Here is a 26,114-nt window from a genome sequence, read left to right on the forward strand (position 1 = left end):
GGCGGCGGCCTGATGCCGCCGCCCGCCGGGCGTGATCCTACCCGAACTCGCCGTTCGAACTCTACGCCTTAGAACAGACGCAGGATCGACTGCTGCGACTGGTTGGCGAGCGAGAGGGCGATGGTGCCCAGCTGCTGCCTGGTCTGCAGCATCAGCAGCCCGGCGCCTTCCTCGTTCTGGTCGGCCAGCGTCAGCTTGCTGGCGCCTTCCGTCAGCACGTCGCTGAACTCCTTGGTGAAGTTCTCACGGGTCGTGATGATGTTCAGGTTGGTCGACAGCGACTGCGAGGCCGAACGGATCGTCGACTTGGCGTTGTCGAGACCGGCGACCGCCTTGTCGATGTCGGCGCGGTCGGTCCAATCGTTCTGCGCCTCGTCGAGCTTCAGGCCCTGACCGCTGGTGGTCAGGTTGACCGCATTCACCGTGATCGAGTTGGTGTTCGTCTCGTTCAACTGGACGGTGATGTCGTTGGACGAGTTGGCGTCGGAGATCTGCTTGGTGACGATGTTGGCCGAGCAATTGGCCGAGGCCGCCTGCTTGATGTTCTTGGCATCGACGTCCAGGTGGACGGTACCGGTATCGAAGGCGAAGGCTTGGTCGCCGCCTGCCAGCTTGCCGTCGCCCTGGTCGCTCATACCGTCGCGGGTGACCTGCGCACCGTTGGAGTTGGTGACCTGGATCTGCAGGTCGACCTTCTTCTCGATGGTCGAGACGCCGTTGCCCTGGTTGTTCGCCGCTTCCAGCAGACGGCGGTCGACCGTGAAGGACACGATGGTGCCCGACGCGAAGCTTTCCGAGATCTTCTTGGTCAGCGCGTTGGTCGTGCTGGAGGTCAGCGAGAAGTCACGCACCACGCCGGTGGTGGAGTTGCCGGTCAGGACGATCGTGCCGCTGTTGCCGACCGAGGCGGAGGCGACGTCCTTGCCGGCCAAGCGGCCGCTGGTGATGGCTGTGCTGATCGAGGCCTGCAGCCGGGTCGCGACGTTGGTGGCGGCGTTCTGGCCGACGGCGACGTCCGCCTTGGTGGCGGTGTAGCTGAAGGTCTGGCCTTCCACCGTGATCGAGAAGATGTCGCCTTCCTCGACGGTGCCGCCGACGTTCACCGTGGAGATCTGAGCCGTACCGGAAGTGGCTGCACNGTGGAGATCTGAGCCGTACCGGAAGTGGCTGCACGCTGCAGGTTGGTGGAGGTCGTCTGCGTGTTGTCGAAATAGGAGGTCGTGCGGCTTTCCTTGCCGTCCGACACGATGATGTCGCGCGAGCGGCCGTTGGCGCCGCGCACCTCGATCTGGACGCTGGAGAAGCTGCCCGAAGTGCTGGACATCGTGCCCGACAGCTTCAGGCCGGTCAGGCCGTGCGCATTCTCGGCGGCGTTGATGTCGGAGGTCTTGCCTTCGATCGAGCCGTCGCCCTTGATGCGGATCGAGTAGGTGTCGGCCGATTGCACATTGGTGACGCGGGCGTTGTCGACACCGGTGATGGTGTTGACGGCGGCACGGGACGCGCTGGTGCTGTCCATGCTCATGCCGTTGCCGGCGATCAGGTTCTTGCCGCCGAAGCCGCTGTCGGCGGCCAGCTTGTCGATTTGCCCGCGCAGGGTGTTGAACTGCGAGGACAGCGACTTGCGGGTGGCGATGGAGGCGGCGTCGTTGCCCAGCGCGGCGTAGGCGGCGGTGGTCAGGCCCTTGGCCTGGTCGACCATGGAATCGATCGCGGTCAGGCCCTTGTCGGCGGCCTGGATGGTGCTGATCGACTGGCCCATCGCGTCCTTCAGCGACGTCAGGTCGCCGGCGCGCTGGTTCAGACCCTTGGCCGAGAAGAAGGCGGTCGGGCCGTCGAGGGCGGTGTTGACCTTGTTGCCCGTCGACAGAATGTTCTGTTTCTTGTTGATCTGCTCCTGCGTGCTTTGCAGCTGCAGCAGGTTGGTGCGCATCGACGAAGAGAGGGTAACGTTGCCAGCCATGATGGCCACTCCTTTGGAGGATCAATGTCCGGTGGCGCTGCCCTTTGGGAGCGCCGGAAACCGGAAGGGGACTAATTCCCCCACCAAAGGGGTAGGCAAGAAGCGGGCCAGTTCAAATTTGCCGGGCTTCCTTGGTAATCCGTACCGATGGGCAGAAAAGAGCCCGGCAAATTTTGCCTACCCATCGGCAAATTCTGCCGCTTAAGGGGTAGGGCTTGCCGGGGAGGCAGATTCTGCCGGGCACTTCCTGCCGGGCAGGATGACCGTTTCACACACGGCCAAAGGCCCGACGGCGAGCGCCGCACTGCCCCAGGACCAGCCGACGCCGAAGCCCGACAGCAGCAAACGGCGAGGGCCGGCGGCCAGTCGGTCCGCCAGTTCCCCGACCAGCGCCAGCGGGATGGAGGCCGAGCTGGTGTTGCCGATCTCCCGCAGGGCGACGACGGTTCGGTCGGCCGGCATCCCGAGCTTCTGGCCGAGGTGCCGGATCATCTGGGCATTGGCCTGATGCAGGACGAGATGGTCGACCATCTCCGTCGTCCAGCCGGCGCATTCCAGCGCGGCGCGTACGCTGCCCGGCACCTCGCGCAGGGTGAAGGCGAAGACCTGGGTTCCGTCCATGAACAGGCGGGCCGGTCTTTCGGGATGGCGCATCGCCCCCCCATCCGCCGCCAGATAGGGCGCGCCGGCCCCGTCGCTGCCGAGGTCGAAGGCGATGGGTGCGGCTGCACCGTCCAGTTCCAGCGCGGTCGCCGCGGCTCCATCGCCGAACAGCGGAGCGACCGCGCGATCCTCCGGATCGACCAGCCGCGAAGTGGTGTCGCCGACCAGCAGCAGCGCCCGCCGCCCCGCCGCCTTCAGCAATCCCGCCACGGTCCAGAGCCCATAGACGAAGCCCGAACAGCCATGGGTGACGTCGAGCACCGCCGCCCCCTTGCGCAGCCCGAGCCGCCGGTGCAGCAGCGAGGCGGTACCGGGCAGCGTGTAGTCGTGGGTCTGGGTCACCAGAACCAGCAGGTCGATGCTGCCCGGCTCCCAGCCCAGCCCGTCGAGCAGCCGGCGCGCCGCGGCCTCCGCAAGGTCGCTGGTGCATTGGCCGGCGGCGACGATCCGCCGCTCCTCGATGCCGGTGGCGGCGGCGATCTTGTGGGCCATGTCCCCGCCGAAGCGGCGGGCGATATCCTCGACCGTCTCGCGCCCTTCCGGCACGCAGCCGACGATTCCGCGCACGCTTACCCCGTCGATCCGGCTGGCCACCATCTCCGCCTCTCCTGTCCACATGCTGCTTCAGCAGGTGATGCCGCCGTCCACCGTAAGGGTCTGCCCCGTGACGAAGCCGCCGCCGTCGCCCAGCAGGAAACGGACCAGCGGCACCACGTCCGCTGCGGTGCCGAGCCGCCCCAGCGGCGTGCGGCGCACGATCTGATCGCGCTGGCCGTCCGACAGGCTGCCCGACATCTCGGTATCGAGATAGCCGGGAGCCACCGAGTTGACGGTGATCGCCCGTCGGCCGACCTCGCGCGCCAGCGCCCGAGTCAGCCCGTCCAGCCCGGCCTTGGAGGCCGAATAGGCCGCCAGCCCGACATAGCCGCGCTGGCCGATGATGGAGGAGATGTTGACGATGCGGCCACCCCTGGCCTCCCCTGCCCGCGCCGTCAGCTTGGCGCGCAGGAAGGCGCGGGCGGCCTGGAGCGCGCCGGTCAGGTTGGTCTGGATCACCGCCTCGGCATCGACCTCCGGAAAGGTCGCCAGCACGCCTTCCCGGGCGATGCCGGCATTGTTGACCAGCCCCCACAGGGGCGCATCGCCTCCCCAGGCGACGGCGGCATCGAAGAAGCTGCGCACCTCGTCCCCATTGCCGATGCGGCAGGGATGCCAGAACAGATCGGGACTGCTCAGCCGTTCCAAAGCCTCCGACGAGGAGCGGCTGCAGGTGGAGACCCGATAGCCGTCGGCCAGCAGCGCCTCCACCAGGGCAAGCCCGAGGCCGCGGCTGCCTCCGGTGACGATAACGTGGCGGCGACTTGAGTTGGAGCGGCTGGGTTGGGCCTCGGCGGTTGCGGTCATGATGCTCCCTTTCGGCTCTTCTTGCCCGCGGCGCTCAACGGGATATGCTCGGCGAAGGTCAGGGCGCGCGGACGGGCGGCCGGCGGCAGATCGGCGGAGACCGCGCGCAGGGCGGTCCTGAGGGCGGCTTCGTCGGCGCCTGGGATCGGCACGATGGTGGCGGTCAGCAGATGGCCGGTGATCGGGCTTGGCACTGCGACGACCGCGGCATCCGCAACCCCGTCCACCGCCAGCAGGCGCCGTTCCACCGCTTCCGGGGAAACCTTCACCCCGCCGACATTGACCAGTCCGTCGAGCCGGCCGGCGAAGAGCAAGCGGTCGCCTTGGCGCTCCACGAGGTCGCCTGTGGACAGCCAGCCCTGGCGATCGACCGCATCCGCTGCCGCGCGGGGGCTGCGCACCTCGAGGACGCCGTCGGCGATGCGCAGGGCCAGCCCGTCCGGCGCATCGTCCAGCCATGCCGCCGGAAAGCCGGCCCGGCCGTCGGCGACGGCGAACAGCGCTCCAGCCTCCGTCGATGCGTAGATGTGGCGCAGCCGGGCACGGGGAAACCGCTCCGCCAGCCGGTCGAGAAGCGGTTGGTCGGCGGCCTCGCCCCCGAGCGTCACCGCATCCAACGGCAATTCCGCCTCGCCCAGCGCCATCAGGAAGGCACGCCAGAAGCTGGGGGTTCCGCTGACATGGGTCACGGCGTGGCGCCGCGCCATCTGCGCCAGTTCCGCAACGAGGCCTCCGGCCGGCCGCTCCCCGGCAGCGCTGCCCCTGGGGACGGCCACCAGCAGCGCACCTGCCGCCGCCGCGGTCAGCATCACCTGCAGGCCGGCGAACGCGCCCGGATCGTAGGTCAGCAGCCAGCGCGCCCCCTCATCGGCCACACCGCGCAGACGGCCGCGCAGGCGGGCGAAGTCATGGCGCAGGCGCTTGGGCGTACCGGTGGTGCCGGAGCTTTCCAAGGTGACGGAAAAGCCCTGCCCCGGTTGGCAATCGGCATCCCGGGCATTGGCGTCCGGCACGCCGCGGGCCAGCAGAAGCCCCTGCCCGGCCGCTTCCGCGGCGGCCACCGCGGCCAGCACGCGGGATGGGCGGTCGGCCTGGATGATGCCGCCCGCCGGCACCGGCAATGCGGCAAGTTCCTTCCAGCCGAATGACTCTTCCCCTTCGATCAGGCGGAAGGCGGGATGCATCCAATCGGGGCGGCGGCCCGTCATGCGGGGACGGTGTAGAGTGCCGCCAGTTCGCCGACGGTAGCGAACTGCCGGAAGCCCTCGCGGAAGGGATCCTGGCCGGTCCGCTGCTCGAGCACCACCAGCAGGGTGGCGAGGTCGAGCGAGTCGATGGGCAAATCCCCGTCCAGGAAGCGGCTGCCCGCCGTCAGGGGTGGCAGCACCTCCCCCTTGTCGGCGGCGATGCGGCCGAGTTCCTCGGCGATCAAGGCGAAGATGCTGTCGGTCATGGTCTGGTCAATTCAGCGGACTGTGGATCGTCGCAACCGTCCAGGAAGGTCCGGATGGCTGCGGTCACCGGGCTGGCGGCCTCGATATGCGGCAGGTGACCGGCATTGTCGAAGACGCGGAACGGAGCAGCCGGGGGCAGCCGGTCGGGCGGCGGCAACGGGATGATGCGGTCGGCGCGGCCCCACAGAACCTGGATCGGCATCCGGTAAGCGCTCCAGTCCACCGGCGGGCCGCCGTAGGCATGGGCGGCGAAGGACCGCTCGATGATCCGCTCCAGCCCGGCCCGGCGGACCGGGTCGCCGCCCTGGGCATGCAGCACCTCGGCGAAGCGGGGGATCAGCGGCGACGGGCCGGCGAACAGCCGTTCGGCGCAAGCCCGTCCCTCCGCCACGTCGACTGGCGCGATGGCGCGGCGCAGAAAATCCAGGTCGAAGGGCGTGCCCAGACCGGCGCTGGACAGCAGCGTCAGGCTCGCCACCCGGCCCGGCACCAGCGCAGCCAGTTCGCGCGCGACATAGCCGCCCATCGAATGACCGACCAGATGCACCCGGGGCAGTTCCAGCCCGTCGAGGAACTCGACCAGCCAGGGGGCGAAGTCGGCGACCCGTCCGCTGCCGACGTCGGCCGTCGACCCGCCATGCCCCGGCAGATCGACGGCGATGGCCCGGCGTCGGGCCGACAGGGCAGACAGGTTGAACTGCCAGGTTAGGCGGTCGCCGGCAAAACCATGCAGAAGCAGGACGGGCACCCCGCCGCTGCCGACCGACAGGTAGGCCGCTTGTCCGCCGGCGACGGCGACGGCACCGGACCGCAGGCGGCTTCCCTCCGAGACGGGCCTGGAAACGGGTGAGGGCACCGGTCAGGCCGCGACCGGCGCACCCGCCAAGGCCAGCAGATCGCCGACCGTCTTGACCTTCGCCAGCTTCTCGCCTTCGACCACCACGCCGGTCTTCTCGTCCACCAGCGCGATGAAGCTGATGACCGCCAGCGAATCCCAGGCATCCAGGGATTCCAGGGTCTCGTCGCCAGTCAGCGTGCCGGGATCCAGTTCAAGCATCTCGTCGAGGGCGAGAAGGAATTCCTTGCGATCCATAAGCTATTCTCCTTGGTCGAACCGCGGCGGCCGATCCGCGGCGGTGGATCGGTGAGCCCCGATCGCATGTCCGGCAGGCCGGTCCCGTCAGTGCAGCGTCTTTTGCCGGACCGAACGGTTGATGTCCACCCAGTCGGGGTGATCATGAAGAAGTTTGCAACAATCCTGCCAGCCGAAATCGGGGTTGGCCGGCAGCAATGCTTCCAGCATGCGCCGCACCAATGCGTAATCGGCAGGCTCGTCGACGCACCAGCGCTGGCCGGCCGGATCCACCGGCGTCTCCGGAACCAGCGGGGATCCCAACCGGAAGCGGTCGGGACGGTTGTAGATGTAGGGGGTGACATGCTCACGCTCCGCCGGGTCGGCGGCGTCGGCCGCAGCCTCGTCCAGCAGGCGGCGCGGGAAGATCTCGGCATCCAGGCCGCGCGGGAAGCGGGTGCTGTCGATCGACAGATAGTCGAGCGGCGGCCCCCCACGGAAGGCGGCGATCAGACGGCCGACCAGGGCCGGGTCGATCAGCGGACAATCCGCGGTGACGCGCACCACCAGATCGGCCCCGGCCAGCGCCGCTGCGCCGGCAAAGCGGCCGAGCACATCCTGCTCGTCGCCGCGGAATACGGCGAAACCCAGTCCCTGTGCGCATTCCACCACCGGATCGTCGGTGGCATTCACCGTCGTCGCCAGCATCACCCCATCCAGCCCCGGCGTGCGGGACAGCCGTTCCAGGTGATGTGCCAGCAGCGGCCGGCCGGCGGCCGGCAGCAGCACCTTGCCCGGCAGCCGGGTGGAGGTCATACGGGCCTGCGAGATGGCGACGATGCGCGGCTCATCCATGCGGTTCCTCCCGCAGGGGCGCCAACATGTCCCAGTTCAGTGGCTCCCCGCGGCTCAGGCGGCGGCCGGCGCGGCGGCCGATCACCTCCGGCAGATGCTTGGGCGCCATGCCGAAGCCGGGGCGGATGGAGCGGACATTGGCGGCCGTCAGCGGCTGTCCCGCCTCCACATCGGCGACGACATAGAGGGAGCGGCGATAGTCGCGTCCACCGGCCTCGCTGGGCTTCACCGCATAATCGACCCTGCCCATGGCGGCGGTCGCCGCGCGGACGGCGTCGGCCATCGCCTTGAACTCCGCCGGCTCCAGGGAAAAGGCGCTGTCGACCCCTCCGTCGGCGCGCGACAGGGTGAAGTGTTTTTCGATCACCGTGGCACCCATCGCCGCGGCGGCGACCGGCACGGCGATGCCCTGGCTGTGGTCGGACAGCCCGGCGGTGACGCCACCGAAGCACGCGGCCAGATGCGGGATGGTCCGGAGGTTGCAGTCCTCCGGCGGGGTGGGATAGCCGCTGACGCAATGGAGCAGGGCCAGCGGCACATCGCCGGCTGCGGCCACCGCCTCCTCGATCTCGCCCAGCGTCGCGAGGCCGGTGGACATGATCAGCGGCTTGCCGGATCGGGCGGCACGGCGGATCAGGGGCAGATCGATCAGCTCGAAGGACGCGATCTTGAAGGCCGGGGCGTCGAGTTCCTCCAGCAATTCGATGGCGGTTTCGTCGAAGGGGGAGCTGAAGATGGTCAGCCCCAGGGAACGAGCCCGCTGGAACAGCGGCGCATGCCAATCCCACGGGGTGTGCGCCTCGCGATAGAGGTCGTGCAGGGTCCGCCCGCCCCACAGCCCGCCTTCCAGCCGGAAGCCGGGTCCGTCATGGGCGATGGTGATGGTATCGGCGGTGTAGGTCTGCAGCTTGACCGCATCGGCGCCCGCCTCCTTCGCCGCCTCGACCAGCGCCAGGGCGCGGCCCAGGTCGCCGTTGTGGTTCCCCGACATTTCCGCGATCAGGTAGGGCGGATGGTCCAAGCCGATCGGACGGCCGGCAATGGACATCGGCGGTCGGCTGGGATGGATGGGCATGGCGTTCGGCAAGGGACGGCTTTCCAGCGGATACGAACTGACAGGATCAGTCTTTCACGGAAATGTGAAGGAAGGTTAATTCGCGCCGGCGCGTTCGGCACGCAGGAGGGAGCGCGCTTCCTCGCCGTAGGCGAGCAGCCGTTCGACGCAGCGGTTGCGGTCGCCGATCGCGGCGAAGCGTGCCTTGGCCGCGGTGCCGGCCACGGTGCGGGCGGCGGAATCGGTGGCGAGCGTCACGGCGCGGTCCAGATAGGCGGCACGGTCGCCCACGCAGAACTCCGGGCCGGAAACGCTCGCGCCGTCGCCCCAGCCATGGGTGACCACCGGCACCTCTTCCGCCAGGGCGAAGGCCGCCCCGCCGCCGCCGCCCTGGCGCGGTGGGTTGAGGAAGACGTGGCAGCGGGCATAGAGCGCGCGGATGTCGGCGACATGGCCCAGGCAGCGCATGCGCGCTGCGTTGCGTAAAGGCGCAAGCTGCGCCGGCAGCTCGCGCACGTCACCGGCGAAGACCAGACCGGCGGCGGGACAGCGATCCAGGATGTCGTCCAGCAGGCTCAGCACCTCTCCCGTCACTTCCTGGTCCAGGCGGGTGCCGACCACGGCGAACAGAACCGTGCCGTCCGGGAAACCGGTGTCGACGCGCACGCCGCTCGACGGCGGCAGGGTGTAGCCGAAGGTGAAGGGACGGAAACGGCGGGCGAAAGGGGTGCGATAGAGCGTCGGGATCGACTGCGTGTGGTCGCGCTCCTCGAATCCCAGCACGATGGGGGCCAGCGACAGGGTGATGCCGGAACTGGTGGGCAACGCCACCACCGGCCGGGCGCCGGAATCGCCGAACAGATCGGAGACGATGTTGGAGCCGCCGAAGGAGACGATCAGGTCGGGGTCGTAGCCATCGATGGCTTCCACGATGACGCTCAGCTTGTCCCTGCCGAAGACCGGCTCCGTAAAGGACGCGACCTTGACCTGCCGGCCGAACATCTTCAGCGCGAAGACACCTTCCAGATCGGCGGCGACCTCCGCCACCATCGGCGGGATGAAGACATTCTCCACCCGGCTCGGCAGGCCGTTGACGTTGATGATGGCGACGTCCAGCCCGAACTCGTCCTGCATGCGGGCGGCGAAATCGAAGCAATCGCGGGTCGGCTGATGGCCCTGGTTGGTGAACTGGTTGGTCACCATCGCGACACGGCGGATCGGTCCGTCGCGCAAAGCGGCTCGCGGCGGCGTCAGGTCCCAGCGCCGCGCGATCTGGCGAACCATGGCCGTATAGGAGCGGAACAGGTCGCAGGGCACGAAGCTCGCCAGCTTGTCGCCACTCGCGGCCCCCAGAAACAGCTGCCGCGACATGCACCAGTGGGTGTAGTGCAGCGCCGCCGGATCGGCGCTGTCGCCGCCCAGGATCAGGTAGTGGAGAATCCGCTCATAATGATAGAGATCGCCGGTCAGCAGGAACAGGACCGAACGCAGCCGGATCGTGTCGTTCGACTCTGCCGTCCGCTCCAGCATTTCCGCCAGCAGCAGTCGGCTGTCGAGATCCAGTGCGCGGCGGGTCTCCTCGCAGAGCGCGGCGAAGCGGTTGATCTTTTCGGCACCGAACTGCCGGTCGACCAGATAGGTCGACAGGGCGGCAGCGGCCGCAGTCACGCGGTCGGACGGCACCGTTTGCGGCATCTTCTGGACCTTTCCACTTCGGACAGCCTTCCCGTGTGTACCGCCGCCGCCACCGGTCCTGCAAGCAGGCACTGGCGCCGGGCATGACGGTCCAAGGTCCGGCGATCGTACCAACTCTTCAAGTCGAGCCCGACCTACAGCTTCAGCCCGGCGACGCCATCGAGGATGGCCCCCTCGGCCAAGGCACGACGTTCCAGCTTGGCACCGAACAGCTTGGCACCGGTGAGATCGGTCCTGGCGAGATCGCAGCCACGCAGGTTGGCGAAGGACAGGTCGGCATTGCCCAGATTGACCGACCGCAGGCAGGCCCCGCTGAGGTCGGCGTAACGCAGCTTCGCCCCCGACAGATCGGCGGGGCGGGAGCGCTGTTCATCGAAGACCAGGGGCCGTAGGTTGACGTTGCGCAGGTTGCCGTTGTTCAGCTTCGCATTCCTCAGGCTGATGCCGCGCAGGTCGCCGTCCGCAAGCGTCGCCCCGCGCAGGTCGGCCTTGTCCAGCACGGCCGCCTGCAGTTGCACGCCGGACAGATCCAGGCCGTAGAGGGTAGCCCCGGCTGCGCGCAGCATGGTCAGGCACATATGGGCCAGCGACGGAGCATGGCGCAGGTCGAAGCCGGACAAGTCCAGCATCGCGCCCTGCGCCCCGCTCGAGCCGACCCAGATCATGTGATCGGCAAGCAGATCCTCCAGGGACCGCCCCAGTTCCGCCACCACGCGGCCGACCGGCTTGTCGGTCAATGCCTCTTCCACGTCGGCGTCGGTCAGGTCGGTCATCACCATGATGGCACCGGTCAGCACCGCACCGCGCAGGCACGCACCGCGCAGGTCGGCGCCGGAGAGGTCAGCCCCCTCCATGTTCGAACCGGTGAAGTTGGCGCCGCGCATGGTCGCCCGCACCAGCTTGCAGCCCCGCATCACCGCGTCGGAGAAATCGGTGTGGATCGCCATGATGCCCGACATCCGGGCATTGGTCAGATTGGCCCCCGACAAGTCGGCGCCGTCGGCCTCGGCGGGAGTGGAGTCGATCTGCACCATATGCAGATGCCCCGACCGGTCCTTCTCGGCGAGAGAGCCGTCGCGCAGATCCGCCTCGAACAGGTTGGCGCCGACGAGGATCGCTCCACGCAGGCAGGCGCCTCGCAGGTCGGCCTTGATCAGGCTGGCACCGTCGAAATTGGCCTGCCGCAGATCGGAGACGAAGAAGGACGCGCAGTCCAGCCGCGCCCCAGCCAAGTTGGCGCCGCGCAGGCTGGCGCCGACAAAATCGGCATGGGCGAGATCGCGACCCGACAGGTCCAGCCCCGACAGATCCGAGAAGGACAGGTTGGCACGCGCCCCGCCTACCCGGGCATTGCGAAACATTTCGTGCCGCCGCACCGCCTGATCGAGCAGCGCCTGATCGAGACGCTTGAGCGTGCGATTCTGCACCATGGCCCTATGAACTCCCTTTCCCGCGCCACTGTAAGGCAGGCCGGCTTCAGAAAGGGTTAACTCACGCCGCCGACTCGCTTTCGAACGCCTGTTCGCCGCCATCCGCCGGGCGGGATGCCTGCCGTTCCGCAAGGATGGCGGCGATGGCGTCGCGGAGATCCTCCGGGGAAACCGGCTTGTGCAGCAACCGGCAGCCGGTGGCCACGGCCTCCCGGATGCGCTCCGGCGCGGTATCACCGGTCAGGATCAATCCCGGCACCGCACGCCCCAGCCGCTCGCCCACCTTCGCCACGGTCTGCACGCCGGTCAGCCGACCCGGCAGCCGGAAATCGCTGACGATCATGTCGGGAATCGGCATATCGGATGCAGGATAGTCTACCGATGGCGCCCTGCTTTTCGCCCCGCCGAAAAGAGCCAGCGCGCTCTCGCCCTCGGCGGCCACCATCACGCGATAGTCCCAGCTTTCCAGCAGCAGCCGCACGGCGTCGCGCTGGATCGGATCGTCTTCCACCACCAGGATCAGCCGCTCTCCGGCCTCCACGGGATCGGGGTCCTGCACCGGCGCCATGGTCGGCAACCGTTCGGTTCCGACCACCGGCACATTGACGGCGAACACGGAGCCGCGCCCTTGAAGCGAGCGCACTTCCAGCGCATGGCCCAGAAGCGCCGCCTTGCGCCGGACTTTGGCGAGGCCGAGGCCCAGACCCTGACGGCGGTCGCGCTCCGGATTGCCGAGCTGGACGAAATCCTCGAAGATATTGTCGAGTTGCTCGGCGGGAATGCCGGTTCCGGTATCCCATACCTCGATGCGCAGCCATCTGGCCTGACGGCGGCAGCCGATGGTGACCCGGCCATTGTCGGTAAAGCGGATGGCATTGCGCACCAGATCGCCCAGCATCCGGGTCAGCAGCGTGCGGTCGGTTCGGATCACCATGCGGGTGGGCATCGCACGCAGCATCAACCCCCTTTCCGCCGCCATTCCGCGAAATTCGGCCAGCAGTTCCTCGAATACCGCCGACACCGGCACGTCGGTCAGCTGCGGACGCACGACGCCGGCATCCAGGGTCGCCACTTCCAGAAGGGCATGCAGCAGCTTTTCCCCGGCATCCAGCGCTTCGCCCATCTTCTCGGCGATGCCATGGTCGCGCGTGCCGGCCAAGCGCTCCATCAGAATGTGGTGAAACAGGCGCAAGGCCTGGAAAGGCTGACGCAAATCATGGTTGGCCGCCGACAGGAAGCGGCCCTTGGCCTGGTTGGCCCGTTCCTTTTCCTCCAGCGCACGGCTCAGCTTCACATTGAGGGTGCTGAGGGCGGCTGTGCGCTCCTCCACCCGTTCCTCCAGCTGGACATTGGCCTGCTCAAGCTGGGCGTTGGCCTGCGTCAGTGCCTGCCGGGCCAGCGCTTCCCGCCGCAGGCTGGCGGCCCCCAGCAGCGACAGGCCGGCGAGCGCGGCAACACCGGCGACCACCACCATCAGACCGCGCTCCATCCGGACATACCAGGGGTCCAGCACGGCCGTTCGCGGAATCACCACCGCCGATAAGATCGGCAGATCGGCCATCCGCTTCACTCCAAGCACCGAAGCCCTGCCGCCGCCCATCCAATTCACATCGACCCGGACGGTTCCACGCTCCAGGCGCGGCAGGACGCCCAGCGAAGAGGCGCCCGGTCCTGCAAGGCGGACGCCGTCGGGACGGTACAGGCCGACGGAGCGTCCCGTCCCGTCACCGAAGGCATTCAGCACCGGGGCCAAGACCGCTACCGGCACCGCAACCAGGACCGCGCCGTCGAAAACGCCCGCCGCGGTGTGGATGCGGCGGGCGAGAAGAATGGCCGGCTGGCCGGCCATATACCCGAATGCCGGCAGGACCTCGCGCTCCTCTTCCGGCGGTAAGGGGCGAACCAGCACCGACAGGCCATCGCTGCTCTCAGGCTCCGCGAAAGCGACGGAGGAACCGTATCGCAACGATCCGTCCGCACCGAGCAGAGTCACACGGCCGCTGCGCTCCACCGCCATCGCCTCCGCCAGACTGCGCTCGGCCCATGAGGCCAAGCCCCGTCCGTCCATCCGGCCGGCGACCTGATCCAGCAGGCTGACGCTGGTTTCCAGCACACCTTCCGCGTGGCTGTCCAAGAGGATGGCCACCTGCCGGACATCCTGCTCGGAGCGTGCGAGCGTGTCCCGGTAATCGAGTGCGGTAACCGTCGCCCAGGATGCTGTTCCCAACAGCGCCAGCGCCGCACACAGGGCAGCCACCAGCATCCGGGGCGAGCCGGCGACCTGGCGGAAAACGGCGGACGACGAGGTCGGCAATGGCGGCCTCTGAGGCGATGACATCGGCCCGGTCACGCAGCCATTGGTCGGACCCGCGGCATAGGATGCCGAGGCTCCTTCCAAAGCGGCGACGACAAGCGGGTGATGGACATCGGCGGATAATCCTCGGCGGTGACGGAACGCAGCGGGCAACGGGTTCGAAAGTCGTTCTGTTCAGGCTCATCCAGACTGATCGGGAAGATCTTAAATCCACCCTCCCGAATGTTCGATCGACGAATAAACCTGCACGCCCCCTTCCGGTGGATCGTTTGGAACTATAGCTTAGCTCAATTAGCCAGAGGAACAATATCACACGAAGAAATGTAGCGCGACCGGTCTTGGCGACTATGACTATCATCATAATAGACCTGCCCATCGGGTGAGCGCAGCCTCAGCAGGAACACGAATTCAAGCGCGAAATCATCACTTCATTCGCCACCTTTGATATTTCCTCCCAATTCGGAGTTGCGGCGGCCAAGGCCATAGACGAATGCAAAAAGCCCGCACGCGCAGGCTGCGCGGCGGTCGGGCGTCGAACGGAACATTGTCAGGCCGGCCGATACGATCCGGAGGAGCGATCAGGGAGGCGGCGCCGTGGTCGGCGTTTCACCGCGCACGATCAGGATCAGGCCGTCGTCGGCCGCTTCGATCTCCTTGCCGGCGTCGCGGGGGATCGGTACTTTCTGGCGGCGGCAGAACAGCAGAAGCAGCGCCAGCGTCTTGCTGGGCGTGAACAGAACCTCCCGCGATCTGGAGGCGCCGCTCTGCTGGATTTGAACCGACAGACCGCCTTCCGGCGTGGGCGTCACCATGGTGACGACGCCCAGAGGCAGATCCGTCTGGTTGGGAGCCTTCTGATACCAGGCGAGGGCTTTCTTCAGGGCGGAATTGGTGAAGAACAGTTCACGAGTCTCGACGATCATTCCATCCCTGACCAAACACTCAGGCCCGGCCGCCCTCCAGTCCCGGATTGAGCCGGAACGTGATCGCGCGCCCCAGTTTGGATTCCCGCAGAAGGATCTGCTTGGTTTCCAGCAGCTTGATGGCCCGGTTCACATTGGGCCGCTGCATGCCCAGCGCGTCAGCCAGTTCGGACTGGAGCACCGGAACGGAGCGATCGAAATGGAGCCGCCGGCTCAGATAAGTGAACACACGAAGCGCCTCCAGAGTGATCTCGCGGTCGGTCGAGACGGCTCTGGAGATGACGTCATGATGATGCAGCATCGTGGCCTCGGTACGCAAGGTTGGCAGGTTGCTGGAGCGATAATCGGAAGGGTTCGGCGATGCGCCCCGCAGGCCCGCGATGCCGGATGAAGTGTGCGTGCCCGTGTTCGGTTCCGTCATCGTCGCTTCCCATCCGCTGTGGCCGGCGAGCCCGGCGTTTTCGAATGGCCTGACCGTACCGAACGATTATTGTCCGAGTATGTCGTTACCATTTCGCGACTGACATAATTGGTGTCTCAGGAAGCAATCATGAAACCGGAATGAAACCGCATTGGGCGTTCCGCCACCCCGCTCCATCCAAAGATGCGCCGATTTGCCGCGGGAACCCGGCGGATCGGGGGTATGTTTCATGATGGAGACGCCCGGAGAAGATGGGGCGGATTCGGAAGGAGACCCGCCATGCACCGACTGATCCTGCTGCGCCATGGCCAGAGCGTGTGGAACGCGGAAGACCGCTTCACCGGATGGACAGATGTCGGCCTGACCGACCGCGGCATCGCCGAGACCCATCAGGCGGCCGAACTTCTCAAGGCAGCCGGCATCGACGTTGACATCGCCTTCACGTCGGTGCTGAGCCGGGCGATCGAAACCTTACACCTCGTCCTGCGCGACATGGACCGTCTTTGGCTGCCGGTGCACAAGCACTGGCGCCTGAACGAGCGGCATTACGGTGCGCTGCAGGGATTGAACAAGGCGGAGACGGCGGAGCGCCATGGGACCGAGCAAGTGTTTCAATGGCGGCGCAGCTGGGATGTTCCGCCGCCGCCGGTCGAGCCCGACGACCCGCGATCCGCCGTCACCGATCGTCGCTATGCCGGCATCGCCAAGGCCAATCTCCCGCGCGGCGAAAGCCTGAAGGACACCACCGCCCGCGTCGTCCCGTTCTGGCGGGACGAGATCGCCCCAGCGCTGCGGCTGGGAGGGCGGGTGCTGGTCTCGGCCCACGGCAACAGCCTGCGTGGGCTGGTCAAGCATCTGGATGATGTCGCCGACCAGGACATCCCGCTGTTCGAGATCCCCACCAGCCGCCCGCTGGTCTATGAGCTGGGGGCCGACCTGACGCCGCTTCGCCGCTATTTCCTGGGCGAAAACGGCACGGTCGACGAGATCAGCTGGCCGAATCGGGACGGCAGCGCGGCGGCCTGAGCCCCTTTCCCGAACGGGGAAAGGGGCTTTCGTCCCTCAAGGAGTGGGGCTGCGCCGCTTCGGTCCACGGCCGGTGCGAGGTCCCCCCCGACCGGCGTCACTACGAGCGGCGTCACCACGGCCGCCGTCCTTCCCCGCCGGGTGATGGAAATGGTGCGGGTGGCCGCCCGCCTTCTCGCCATTGCCGCGTTCCGGCCCGCCACGACGGCCGCCTCGGCGTTCCTCGACGCGGCTGCCATAGCAATTGTCGCAGACCCGGAAGCGGTGGTTGGCCTTCAGCCGCGCGCCGCAGACCGGACAGGCGCGGGCGAGCGAGCGTTCGGCCAGCGTCCGTTCGATGAAGGCGTTGAGGTGCGCCCGGCGCTCCTGGCACAAATCCATCTCGGGATAGGCGTCGGGGAAGCGGTAGGCCAGCCAGGCATAGGCGGTCAGTTCCTTCACCGCGCGTTCGGCCTTCTCCAACTCCACGTCGGTGCCGACGCTGTGGCGGAAGCGCTCGGCGGCATCGGGGGCGGCGTTGGGGATGCCCCTGCCCTGGTTGACAGCCCAGCCGCCGAGAAGGCGCAAGTTGTTCTGGTCGCGGGTGTCGATCGGGCAGCGCGCCAGCATGTCGCGTTGCGCCAGCGGCAGCTTGGCGCGGTCCACCGCCGCCGCGGCCTGGATGCGCTGCTCCAGGTCGGTCATGCGGAAGGTCTGGTTGGCGCGCAGAAGCTCCTGCCCGGCGGTCCGCAGCACCTTGGCGAGGCTGTCGGTGTCCAGTTCCCGCGCGATGGCCTCGACATGGCTGAGGTTGGGCGAGATCCAGGAGCGCGGGTCTTCCGGCGGCACCGGCGGCGAGGTCAACGCCCGCCGCACCGGATTGATGCTCTCGCCCTCCAGCACGGCGACGCGGCCTTCCTCACGCAGGCCGAAGCGGCCGGCACGGCCGCCGATCTGGCGGATCTCCGACGCGTTCAGCTCGCGCTCCTCCCGCCCGTCATATTTGCGGGTGGTGGACAGCACGACGCGGGCGACCGGCAGGTTCAACCCCATGCCGATGGCGTCGGTCGCCACCAGCACATCGGCGGTGCCCTCGCGGAAACGGCGGGCCTCGGCCCGGCGGACTTCCGGCGACAGGGCGCCGTAGATCACCGCGACATTGTGGTTGCGGCCGAGCAGGTCGTGGCGCAGGGCCATGACGTCCTTGCGCGAGAAGGCGATCAGCGCGTCGCCGGACTTCACCTCCTCGAGCTTCACCCGCTCCTCCTGGACGCGCAACGGCGACTTGCGGGTGAACTCGACGACCTCCAGCTCTTCCCCCATCGCGTCGGCCAGACGCTTGACGTAGGGAATGGCGTCGGCGGAGCCGGTCATCAGGATTTCCGGAGCGGCGACGCCGGCAACCGCCTGGGTCCAGGCCCAGCCGCGGTCGGGATCGCCGATCATCTGGATCTCGTCGATGACGCAGGCACCCCACACCTTGGAGGTGTTCACCATCTCGATGGTGGAGGAGGTGAAGGCGGCCCCCGGCCGCACGTCGCGCTCCTCTCCGGTGACGAGGCTGCACGGGCGGCCGCGCGTCTCCAGCGCCTCCTGCCCTTCCAGCGCCAGCAGACGCAGGGGAGCGAGATAGCAGCCGCTCTCCACCTCCGCCAGCCGGTCCATGGCGGCATGGGTCTTACCCGAATTGGTCGGACCGACGAACAGCCGCAGCTTGCGGATCATCGCGCGGGCGGTGGCGAAGCTGTCCAGATAGACGCCCATGCCGGACGCGTCCTCCAGCCGCTCCCGCCGTACCTTCAGGCCGGCCCGGGCGGCGGCGGTGGAGAACGCCTCCTCCATCGCATCGAGCAGGGTCTGCAGGCGCGGGATACGGCCGCCGAAGCCGACGACGCGGCCCAATTCGTCCGCGAAGCCCTTCGGCCGCCAGGAGTCGCCGAAGCCCGCCGCGCGCTGCGCCATCGAGGCGAACCAGCCGTCGACGCGGTCCTTGGCCTTGGCGATGGCGGGGGAGGACAGGCAGGCCCCCTTGACTCGCTTGCCCAGCGCCTTGGCCTGAGGTCGCCCGAACCCCTCGTCGGTGGTCAGCAGGCCCCACAGGTCGGCCTCGATGTCCGGCAGCGGACCGAGCGCCACCTTGAAACGCAGCTTCTGCTTCCGGTCGGTGCCGGGGACCTGGACGACGTGGTTGACCGCGACCGACCAGCGCGCCGGGGTGCTGTCGGCATCCACCTCGATCCCGTCGCCGCGCACCACGGCGGCCACCGCGCGCAGGGCGGCGCGGCGGTCGAATTCATCGGCAGTGCCGGGGGTGCGGCCGGAGTGGGCGGTGTCGGAAGTGTCGTCGGTCATGATCGTCTTTTCTTGAGATTGCCCCGGCGATGCAAGCGTGATGCGAGCGCTTCGGCCGGGCATATCGGCCGGAAGGCCAGTCCGGCAAGGCGGATACGCCCTGCGCCCGGAGGACAGCCCCCCAGACAACAGCCATAGAGCGCCAGGATCTCTCTTTATGGCCGGGGTCTCACTTTATGGGTCTGACCGGTCGATTCGGCAAGCCGAATCCCCCGATCGGAGCAAGCCCGGGCTAATTCGAATCCGTCGCCGTTTCGCCGATCTCGCCCGTGCGAAAAGGGGGGAGGACCCGCCACATAGAGCCACGCAGGTTTGGTGGTCCGACCCCAACGGGTTAGCCGCAGCCGCCCGGCGGACAGGCCACGCCGGATCGGCCGCAAGATCGGTCGATAAACGGTCAACGTTCTGTTTCGATTAATTTTTTGGGAGATGCGCATGCCGAACCCTCGTGAGGTCCTGGAACTGATCGAGCGCATGCGGTGCATTTCGAACGACGGCGAGCGCCGGGCCCTGATCGAACGGCTTGGCGCGGTCGACCGTCCGACGGTGCTGTCCTTCCTGAACGCGCATGGGCTGAACGTCTGCATGGATTCGGACGCGGCACTGACCGCCTTCGGCGCCTCGGACGTGCTGCTGCGCGACGGGATCGGGTTGCAGGCGGTGATGCCGGTGCTGGGAATGCCGGCCGGCCTGAACATGAACGGCACCGACTTCATCCCCCTGCTCCTGAAGTCGCTCAGCCCCCGCAAGGTCGCGATCTACGGCACCGCCACCCCGTGGCTGGACCGGGCTCGCGTCGTGCTGGAGACGATCACGCCGCACCGCTACGCCGACCTTCAGCACGGCTTCCACCCGACGGAGCATTACATCGCCCACGCGCGGACCAACCGCCCCGACGTGATCCTGCTCGCCATGGGCATGCCCAAGCAGGAGCAGGTCGCGGCGGAACTGAAGCGCGCGCTCGACCATCCGGTGCTGATCGTCAACGGCGGCGCCATCGTCGATTTCCTGGCGGGCCGCTTCAAGCGCGCCCCGGAAGCCGTCCAGCGCTCCGGCCTGGAATGGGCGTTCCGTCTGGCGCAGGAGCCCCGCCGCCTGTTCCGCCGCTATTGCATCGGTGCCTTTGGCTTCGCCTGGAGCACCCTTCGCCTTCGTCGTGCCGCATCCCTCCGCACCCGCGAAACGGGCGCCGCAGCGCCCGCAGCCACCCGGATCCCCCCGTCAGCGATCCGGCGGTCGCCCATCCAGAAGGAGCTTTGAGACGTGGAAAATCTTCCCCAGATCAATAACGGAGGCCATGGCGGCCCGCCGGCTCCGGCGTGGCCCACCCAGGTCGGCCACCATGTGCCGCGCGAGTTCGACGGCCCCGCTCCGGCAATGGGTCCCGACTTCCGCTTCATCCTGCGGGTGCTGGCGGCGCACAAGACGCTGATCATCCTCATCGTGCTGGCGCTGACCGCCCTGTCGGCCTTCGCCGTCTCACTGATGAAGGACAAGTACACCTCCGAAGCCCTTCTGCTGGTCGACAACCGGCAGGTCCGCGTCGTCCGCGCCGAGGACCAGGCGCTGAACTCGATCACGCCGGAAGACGGCGCGATCCTCAGCGAGATCGAGATCCTGAAATCCACCGCCGTGCTGTCCCAGGCCGTCACCGACCTGAAGCTGGCGACGAACCAGGAGTACAACCCGCCGGTCCAGGCCGACGAGACCAAGCCCTTCGTCGAGCGCGCCACCGCCTGGACCCGCGAGCAGGCCCATGCCGTCTTCGGTCCGGAACTGCCGGGCGTCGTCCAGGCCGTGCTGGCCCATGGCGACAACATGACCAAGGACACCCACCTGCGCGAGACCCGCGCCGCCGACAGCATCGACGGCGTGCTCGACCGGGTTCGCCGCAACCTCGAGGTCGGCGTCGTCGGCCGGTCGCGCGTCATCCAGGTCCGCTACACCGCCGGCGACCCCGAGATCGCCCAGAAGGTGGTCGACACCGTCGTCCGCCGCTACATGGAAACCCGCCAGCAGATGGACCGCGACCTGTCCACCAGCGCCGTCGCCTGGCTGGAAGACCGCATCGCCACCCTGCGCAAGGAAGTCGCCGCCGCCGACACCAAGGTCGACGCCGTCCGCTTCAAGGCCGGTCTGGTCAAGAACGGCGCCAACGGCCTGATGGCCACCACCGAGCTGGAGCAGGCCCGCCTGCGCCTGGCCGAAGCCTCCGCCAACCGCGCCCGCGCCGTCGCCCAGGCCCAGACTCTGGAACGCAGCGCCGGCAACGGCGGCAGCCTCGCCTCGCCGGTCGTGGCCCAGCTGCGCGCCACCGTCGCCTCGATCTCCACCGAGCTGGCCCAGCTGTCGCGCCAGTATGGTCCGAAGCACCCGCGCATCCAGGAACTCCAGGCCCGCCTGAACGAAGCGAACTCCTCGCTTCAGCAGGAAGTCCGCCATGAGATCGGCGGCGTCCGCGAGGCGGCCAACGTCGCCATCGAGCAGGAAAACGCCCTCAAGGGGATGATCGCCAAGCTGGAATCCGGCTATCAGACGATGACCGAGGAAGCGGTGCCGCTGCGCACGCTGGAGGCCGAGGCCCAGGCCAAGCGCCAGCTGCTGGACAGCCTGCTCGGCCGTCTGGAAGAGGTGCAGGCCCAGCAGGACAACCGCGCCTTCCCGACCGCCGTCAAGCTGGTCTCGGCGCCGCAGGTCCCGCATGAGCCGTCGGGTCCGTTCCGTGTCCTGATGCTGCTGGCCGGCTTCGTTGCCTCGATCGCCGTCGCCGTCTTCATCGTCTTCGGCATCGAGCTGTTCCAGCGCCGCATCCGCACCCCGGAAGCCGTCCGCCGCATCCTGGGCGTCGGCACGGTCCACATCGTCCCGCACCACTCGACCCGCGGCACCCGCGGCCGCCTCGACCAGATCTTCCAGAACCATCCGTTCTCGCTGTTCTCGGAATCGATGCGCGCCCTGTTCCGCAACCACCTGTCGGATCTGGGTCCGGTCGGCTCCATCGCCGTCACCTCGGCCCGCCCGCAGGACGGCAAGACCTCGATGAGCCTCGCCGTCGCCCAGGTCGCGGCCCAGGCCGGCCGCCGCGTGGTGGTGGTCGACACCGACTTCCGCCGCTCGCGCATCGACGGCCTGTTCAACCTGTCGGCCAAGAAGGGCCTGTCGGACTGGGTTTCCGGCACCGCCACCCTGGATGAGATCGTCCACACCAGCGAGGACGCGCCCTATGCGATGATCCCCGCCGGCCGCCTGATGCCGGAGACGCTTGACCGCTTCAACGTCGACGGCCTGATCCACCTGATGGCCGGCCTGTCGCCGCACTTCGACCTGGTGGTGTTCGACACCGCCCCGGCGCTGGCCGTGTCCGATGCCCGCATCGTCTGCGGTGCCGCCTCCAAGGTGCTGTTCGTCAGCCGCTGGGGTCACACCACCGCCAGCGACCTGCAGGCGGTCGCCGACCTGGGTCCGATCGACCACTCCAAGTTCGTCGCGGTGATGACCGACGTGAACCTGAAGAAGGCGGCCTCGCGCGGTTACCAGGGTCCCTACAACAGCTACATGGCCACCCGGAAGTATTACGGCGACACCAGCCTGCGGACCGCGCCGTAAGCGGCCCGGCAGGTAGGGTGACCTGAAGCTCCTTCGACCCGGGACCCTTTCCCTCCGGATGCTGCGGCATCCGGAGGGAGGGGTCTCTCCATGACCGGCACCCGCGACAGGAAGAGAGCCCCTCCTCATGATCGAGAGTCCGAAACCCGGTTTCCCCAAATGGCGCCCCACCCGGCGCGACCTGCTGTGGACCGCCGCCGCCGGCGCGGTGCTGGCAAGCTGCCGCGGCGCCACCGGCCCGACATCGGCGGAGGCCGCCGCCACGCCAGCGGATGGGGCCGAGCCGGCGGTGACGCTGCGCGACGCCTGCCGTGCCGTCGGCATCCGCCACGGTGCGGCCCGCGACCATTACATTGAGCCCGAAGATCCCATGCTCGACCGGCTGATGGCCCGCGAATGCGACGTCGTCACCCCGGAGAACGGCGGCAAATGGGGGGTCTTCCAGCACACTGAAGGGAATTTCGACTGGCGCCGTTTCGATGCGGCGGTGGACCTGGCACGCCGCATCGGCGCGACGCCGAACTGGCACACCATCATCTGGCAGCATATGGGCATGCCGCCCTACATGAAGCTCCCGGCAGAGCGGCAGGCGGAGCTGGGCATTTCCGAAAGCGCCTATTTCTCGCCCGAGGGCACGTTGGGCAGCGACAATGTCTGGCCGCGCTTCACCGGCGTGGTGGAGGCGGTCCGGCAGCGCTACGGCGACATCTTCTATCGCATCGACGTCGCCAACGAGGTCTTCTTCTGGGAAACGGTGGGGAGCCACCCGCAGGAGCAGGACCGCTACGGCTTCCGCCGCGGCATGTGGTGGGTGGCGGCAGGCGGCGCGGAGAAGGGGCCGGAGTGGCTCGACCCCTTCTTCCACCATGTGCACAAGTCCTTCCCCAAGGCAAAGCTGGTGCTGAATGAATTCGGCATCGAGATCGACGAGGGCTGGCAGCAGCGCAAGCGCGCCTATCTGCTCGACTGGCTGACCGGAGCGGTGAAGCGCGGCGTGCCGATTCACGGCCTCGGGCTGCAGAGCCATCTGATCGGCGGCAAACCCTATGACAGTGCCGGCATGCGCAAATTCCTGCGCGCGGTCGACAAGCTGGGCCTGTCGGTCCATCTGACGGAGATGGACGTCGACGAGACCCGCCTGCCCCGCTCCTGGTCGCGGGCGGAGAAGGACCGGGCGATGGCCCAGCTGGCCCGCCAGTATCTGGCCGACATGCTGGACAACGCGCGGGTGGAGGAGCTGTGCTGGTGGCACCTGCGCTCCGACCTGAATTTCATCGCGCGGGAGCATCCGGACCTGCGCCCCCACCCCTCCCCCTACGACGAGAACTCCCGGCCGCTGCCGCTCTACACCGCGGTGGTCGACACGCTGCGGGAGAAGGCCCGCACCGGCAAGGTGCGGTCGGGCTGAGGGACAGGCGCGGAGTTGCCATCCCATCTCCGGTCGGGCATCAAGAGCGGCAAGACGGCTTTCCCCTGACCGGCGACGGGACTTCGGTGACATGGAACTGCGGCACCTGCGCTATTTCCAGATGGTCGCGGCGGAACGCAGCTTCACCCGCGCGGCGGAGCGGCTGCACATCGCGCAGCCCCCGCTCAGCCGGCAGATCCGCCAGCTCGAAGAGGAGCTGGGGACGGAGCTTCTGGTGCGAGGATCGCGCCCGCTCGAACTGACCGAGGCCGGGCGCCTGCTCTACGAGCACGCCATCCAGGTGCTGGACCGGGTCGACGACATCCACTGGAGCCTGCGGGCGCTGGGCGGCTCGCGCCGCACCGCCTATCCCATCGGGCTGGTCGGCTCGATCCTCTACGGATCGCTTCCCGGCGTGCTGCGCCGCTTCCGGGCGTCGCGCCCCGACCTCGACGTCCGGCTGATCGAAATGACGACGCTGGAACAACTGCCGGCTCTGCGCGACCACCGCATCGCCATCGGCTTCGGCCGGCTGTCCTTCCAGGAACCCGGCATCATCCAGCGGGTCTTGCGCGACGAACCGCTGGTGGTGGCGGTTTCCGGCGACTCCCCGTTGGCGGCCGAGGGCGGGCCGGTGCCGCTGGCAGCATTGGTCGGGGAAACGCTGCTGGTTTATCCCCGCAAGCCGCGGCCGAGCTATGCCGATCAGGTGCTGGCGCTGTTCCGCGACCGCGGCCTGCTGCCCAACGCCGTGGTGGAGGCGGGGGAACTCCAGACCGCGCTGGGGCTGGTCGCCTGCGGCGTCGGGCTGTGTCTGGTGCCGGACTCCGCCTCCGGGTCCCGCGGCGACCTGATCTACCGGCCGATCGTCGAAGCGGGGATCACCTCGCCGATCATCGTCAGCACGCGGGCCGGCGACGACAACGAGGCGACGGCCGCCCTTCTCGCCATGGTGACGGAGTGAAACCAAATGCCGTTTCTGCAAGGTAACGGCTCCGCATCGCGGCGACTTGGTCAAATCCGAAGCATACTCTGCGCTTTATTTTGGCACCGCCTATAACGCCAAAACGAATGTGGATTTTGATCTTCCGATTGTTGCGTTTTCCGGATAGTGGCGGAACCCGCATGCGCTGAGCGGATAGAGCGGCCTGCCGGTCATCTGCCAAGCTTTTCCGGTCTGGAGGGTCGGTTGACCCCATGGCCAAAGGAAAAGCCCGATGACTGGATCAAGCGCCGACAGCCGGCTTGCCGTATTCCCAAATCCCGACGGGTCCCGTGTGCCCTACACGGTGTTCAGTTCCGAAGAGATCTATGCGCGGGAACAGGAGCGCATCTATCGCGGCCCGACCTGGAACTTCCTGGGTCTCGAAGCGGAAATCCCCAAGCCCGGCGACTACAAGAGCACCTTCGTCGGCGGCACGCCGGTGGTGATGACGCGGACCGAGGACGGGACGCTGGCCGCCTGGGTCAACCGCTGTGCCCACCGCGGTGCCATGGTCTGCCGCAAGGCCCGCGGCAACGCGCTGTCGCACAGCTGCGTCTATCACCAGTGGAGCTTCGGCGCGGCGGGCAACCTGCAGGGTGTTCCCTTCCGGCGCGGCCAGAAGGGCGCCACCGGAATGCCGAAGGATTTCGATCCGGCCAAGCACAACCTGCATCAACTCCGGGTCGAGAGCTATCGCGGGCTGGTCTTCGCCACCTTCAGCGACACGGTCGGCCCGCTGGCCGATTACATCGGGCCGGAGATGCGCCCCTTCGTCGACCGCATCTTCGCCAAACCGGTGGTCTATCTCGGCTGTACCCGGCAATATTCGGACAGCAATTGGAAGCTGTATTTCGAGAACGTCAAGGACCCCTACCACGCCAGCCTGCTGCACCTGTTCCACACCACCTTCAACATCTTCCGCGTCGGCATGAAGGCGCGTTGCATCCCCGACGCCACCCACGGGCTGCACAGCATCATCTATGTGTCGAAGAGCGAAGAGGACGTGAACTCGGCCGACTACAAGGCGCAGAAGATCCGCTCCTACGACGAGGGCTTCCATCTGGAGGACGAGTCGCTCCTGGCGCTGGAGCCGGAATTCGACGAGATCACCACCAACCACATCCAGCCGATCTTCCCGCAGCTGGTGATCCAGCAGATCCACAACACGCTGGTCGCCCGCCAGCTTCTGCCCAAGGGGCCGGACCATTTCGAGCTGGTCTTCCACTTCTTCGGCTATGAGGACGACACGCCGGAGCTGCGGGCGCTGCGCATCAAGCAGGCCAATCTGGTCGGCCCGGCCGGCTATATCTCGATGGAGGACACCGAGGCGACCGAGCTGGTGCAGCGCGGCACGGTGCGCGACGGCGACAAGACCTCGGTCATCGAAATGGCGCGCGGCGCTCCGGACGAGCAGAACACCCTGATCACCGAGAACCTGATCCGCCGCTTCTGGGTCGGCTATCAGACCCTGATGGGCTTCGAGACGCCCAGCGTCGCGGCGGAGTGACCG

General features: G+C 67.8%; 22 protein-coding genes. 6 read left to right on the forward strand and 16 right to left on the reverse strand.

From position 1 onward, the window contains the following. Window positions 1-68 precede the first annotated feature (68 nt). The 15 genes from JHL17_RS37975 to JHL17_RS06820 form a co-directional block, all read right to left on the reverse strand. Window positions 69-1,103 (reverse strand): flagellin, encoded by a 1,035-nt coding sequence (locus JHL17_RS37975; protein WP_425599589.1) that lies wholly within the window; start codon window positions 1,101-1,103, stop codon window positions 69-71. Beyond that, window positions 1,100-1,963, reverse strand: coding sequence for a flagellin (locus JHL17_RS37980; RefSeq protein ID WP_425599590.1), 864 nt, complete (start codon window positions 1,961-1,963; stop codon window positions 1,100-1,102). The genes JHL17_RS37975 and JHL17_RS37980 overlap by 4 nt, the downstream gene beginning before the upstream one ends. Before the next feature lie 201 nt (window positions 1,964-2,164). Beyond that, window positions 2,165-3,223, reverse strand: coding sequence for a 3-oxoacyl-ACP synthase III family protein (locus tag JHL17_RS06760; RefSeq protein ID WP_200191349.1), 1,059 nt, complete (start codon window positions 3,221-3,223; stop codon window positions 2,165-2,167). A gap of 27 nt (window positions 3,224-3,250) precedes the next feature. After that, window positions 3,251-4,030: an SDR family NAD(P)-dependent oxidoreductase gene (locus JHL17_RS06765; protein WP_200191351.1), complete on the reverse strand. Its 780-nt coding sequence runs from the start codon at window positions 4,028-4,030 to the stop codon at window positions 3,251-3,253. After that, complete coding sequence (locus tag JHL17_RS06770; RefSeq protein WP_200191353.1) at window positions 4,027-5,238, reverse strand: AMP-binding protein; 1,212 nt, start codon at window positions 5,236-5,238, stop codon at window positions 4,027-4,029. Before JHL17_RS06770 ends, JHL17_RS06765 begins: the two co-directional genes overlap by 4 nt. Further along, complete coding sequence (locus JHL17_RS06775) at window positions 5,235-5,483, reverse strand: acyl carrier protein (protein WP_200191355.1); 249 nt, start codon at window positions 5,481-5,483, stop codon at window positions 5,235-5,237. The genes JHL17_RS06770 and JHL17_RS06775 overlap by 4 nt, the downstream gene beginning before the upstream one ends. After that, on the reverse strand, window positions 5,480-6,340 hold the full coding sequence (locus JHL17_RS06780) for an alpha/beta fold hydrolase (RefSeq protein WP_200191357.1): 861 nt from the start codon (window positions 6,338-6,340) through the stop codon (window positions 5,480-5,482). Before JHL17_RS06780 ends, JHL17_RS06775 begins: the two co-directional genes overlap by 4 nt. A gap of 3 nt (window positions 6,341-6,343) precedes the next feature. Continuing rightward, window positions 6,344-6,577: an acyl carrier protein gene (locus JHL17_RS06785; RefSeq protein ID WP_200191359.1), complete on the reverse strand. Its 234-nt coding sequence runs from the start codon at window positions 6,575-6,577 to the stop codon at window positions 6,344-6,346. A gap of 87 nt (window positions 6,578-6,664) precedes the next feature. Beyond that, window positions 6,665-7,411 (reverse strand): cytidylyltransferase domain-containing protein, encoded by a 747-nt coding sequence (locus tag JHL17_RS06790; protein WP_200191361.1) that lies wholly within the window; start codon window positions 7,409-7,411, stop codon window positions 6,665-6,667. Next, window positions 7,404-8,459, reverse strand: coding sequence for a pseudaminic acid synthase (gene pseI, locus JHL17_RS06795; protein ID WP_200191451.1), 1,056 nt, complete (start codon window positions 8,457-8,459; stop codon window positions 7,404-7,406). The genes JHL17_RS06790 and pseI overlap by 8 nt, the downstream gene beginning before the upstream one ends. A 102-nt stretch (window positions 8,460-8,561) precedes the next feature. Further along, a complete protein-coding gene (locus tag JHL17_RS06800) occupies window positions 8,562-10,160 on the reverse strand; it encodes a glycosyltransferase (protein ID WP_200191363.1) in 1,599 nt (532 codons plus the stop codon). A gap of 134 nt (window positions 10,161-10,294) precedes the next feature. Next, a complete protein-coding gene (locus JHL17_RS06805; RefSeq protein WP_200191365.1) occupies window positions 10,295-11,590 on the reverse strand; it encodes a pentapeptide repeat-containing protein in 1,296 nt (431 codons plus the stop codon). A gap of 61 nt (window positions 11,591-11,651) precedes the next feature. Next, window positions 11,652-13,904, reverse strand: a complete 2,253-nt coding sequence (locus JHL17_RS06810; RefSeq protein ID WP_247893362.1) for a hybrid sensor histidine kinase/response regulator — start codon at window positions 13,902-13,904, stop codon at window positions 11,652-11,654. A 578-nt stretch (window positions 13,905-14,482) separates the two neighbouring features. After that, on the reverse strand, window positions 14,483-14,827 hold the full coding sequence (locus JHL17_RS06815) for a hypothetical protein (protein ID WP_200191368.1): 345 nt from the start codon (window positions 14,825-14,827) through the stop codon (window positions 14,483-14,485). Window positions 14,828-14,846: 19 nt separating this feature from the next. Further along, window positions 14,847-15,248 carry a cyclic nucleotide-binding domain-containing protein gene (locus JHL17_RS06820; protein ID WP_200191370.1) on the reverse strand — a complete coding sequence of 134 codons (402 nt, stop codon included), beginning with the start codon at window positions 15,246-15,248 and terminating at the stop codon, window positions 14,847-14,849. 279 nt (window positions 15,249-15,527) lie between these two features. Here JHL17_RS06820 and gpmA point away from each other — a divergent pair, with 279 nt between their 5' ends. Beyond that, entirely contained in the window at window positions 15,528-16,274 is a 747-nt protein-coding gene (gene gpmA / locus JHL17_RS06825) for a 2,3-diphosphoglycerate-dependent phosphoglycerate mutase (protein WP_200191372.1), read from the forward strand. A 36-nt stretch (window positions 16,275-16,310) separates the two neighbouring features. Here the strand turns inward: gpmA and JHL17_RS06830 are convergent, their stop codons facing one another. Then, on the reverse strand, window positions 16,311-18,605 hold the full coding sequence (locus tag JHL17_RS06830) for a helicase-related protein (protein WP_200191374.1): 2,295 nt from the start codon (window positions 18,603-18,605) through the stop codon (window positions 16,311-16,313). 435 nt (window positions 18,606-19,040) lie between these two features. On the opposite strand from JHL17_RS06830, the gene JHL17_RS06835 reads away from it, so the two are divergent. The 5 genes from JHL17_RS06835 (at window position 19,041) to andAc (ending at window position 26,111) form a co-directional block, all read left to right on the forward strand. Beyond that, window positions 19,041-19,865, forward strand: coding sequence for a WecB/TagA/CpsF family glycosyltransferase (locus JHL17_RS06835; RefSeq protein ID WP_247893363.1), 825 nt, complete (start codon window positions 19,041-19,043; stop codon window positions 19,863-19,865). Window positions 19,866-19,868: 3 nt separating this feature from the next. Continuing rightward, the gene (locus tag JHL17_RS06840) at window positions 19,869-22,211 is read left to right on the forward strand and encodes a Wzz/FepE/Etk N-terminal domain-containing protein (RefSeq protein ID WP_200191378.1); all 2,343 of its coding nucleotides are present in this window, start codon (window positions 19,869-19,871) and stop codon (window positions 22,209-22,211) included. Window positions 22,212-22,338: 127 nt separating this feature from the next. Further along, window positions 22,339-23,619 (forward strand): endo-1,4-beta-xylanase, encoded by a 1,281-nt coding sequence (locus tag JHL17_RS06845; protein ID WP_200191380.1) that lies wholly within the window; start codon window positions 22,339-22,341, stop codon window positions 23,617-23,619. 91 nt (window positions 23,620-23,710) lie between these two features. Beyond that, window positions 23,711-24,583, forward strand: coding sequence for a LysR family transcriptional regulator (locus JHL17_RS06850; protein ID WP_200191382.1), 873 nt, complete (start codon window positions 23,711-23,713; stop codon window positions 24,581-24,583). Between the two features lie 253 nt (window positions 24,584-24,836). Further along, window positions 24,837-26,111, forward strand: coding sequence for an anthranilate 1,2-dioxygenase large subunit AndAc (andAc, locus tag JHL17_RS06855; RefSeq protein WP_200191384.1), 1,275 nt, complete (start codon window positions 24,837-24,839; stop codon window positions 26,109-26,111). Window positions 26,112-26,114 lie beyond the last annotated feature (3 nt).

The organism is Azospirillum endophyticum, from assembly GCF_016595245.1.
Classification (GTDB): domain Bacteria; phylum Pseudomonadota; class Alphaproteobacteria; order Azospirillales; family Azospirillaceae; genus Azospirillum; species Azospirillum endophyticum.